Source organism: Streptomyces katrae, assembly GCF_000966975.1.
In the GTDB taxonomy this organism is placed as follows: domain Bacteria; phylum Actinomycetota; class Actinomycetes; order Streptomycetales; family Streptomycetaceae; genus Streptomyces; species Streptomyces katrae.
The window spans coordinates 1-785 of the sequence record NZ_JZWV01001719.1 but is presented as its reverse complement, the minus strand read 5'-3'; the positions used below and the strand labels follow the sequence as shown (position 1 = coordinate 785).

The 785-nt window shown below is 79.5% G+C and carries 1 protein-coding gene; it reads right to left on the bottom strand.

Annotated features, from left to right (window positions below; all coding sequences use genetic code 11):
* Positions 1-785 (bottom strand): ROK family protein (locus VR44_RS40295; protein WP_045952667.1); only part of this gene is annotated, 785 nt, incomplete at both ends.

The following is a 785-nucleotide window of genomic DNA, read 5'->3' as shown; positions in this document are numbered from 1 at the left end:
GGGCCGCCAGGACTGACCGGACGCCCCGTACGAACACCTCCGGCGCCCCCGCCACGACCCGGCCCCCCAACAGCACCCGGTCCACGTCCAGCAGCGCGACCAGGTTCGCCGCCCCCTCCCCCAGCACCCGTGCCGCCCCCGCCAGGTCGCCCCGGGCCACCGCCTCCAGGCAGAGCACCTCCAGGCAGCCCCGGCCGCCGCACCGGCAGGGCGGGCCGTCCAGCCGCAGCACCTGGTGCCCGAACTCCCCCGCCCCCGACCGCGTGCCCCGGTACACCACGCCATCGAGCCGCAGCCCCGCTCCGATCCCGGTCCCCACGTGCAGGTACACCGAAGACCCGCCCGCCAGGGCCGTCCCGTCCGGCGCCCACCCCCTGGCGTCGCCCCCTCCGGCACCCGGCCCGCCAGGACCGTCCGGCCCGCCAGGGCCGCCCGGCCGCCACCCCGCCGCGACCCCGGCGTTGGTGTCCTTGTCCACCACCACCGGCACCCCCAGCCGCCCCACCAGCACCTCCCGCAACGGGAACCCCTCCCACTCCGGGAACCCCGTCACCCGCCCCAGTACCCCGGTCCGCCAGTCCAGCGGCCCCGGCGCGGCCACGCCCACCCCGAGCGGCAGCGGAGCCTCCGCCTCACCCGAGACCCGCGCGACCGCCCGTACGGCCGCCTCCGCCACCGCCTCCGGGCCGGCCCCGAAGTCCAGCGGCCGGCTCCACTCCGCGACGACGTCACCCGCCAGGTCGACCCGCACGGCCCGCAGCTCGTCCCGGTCCAGGTGCACCCCC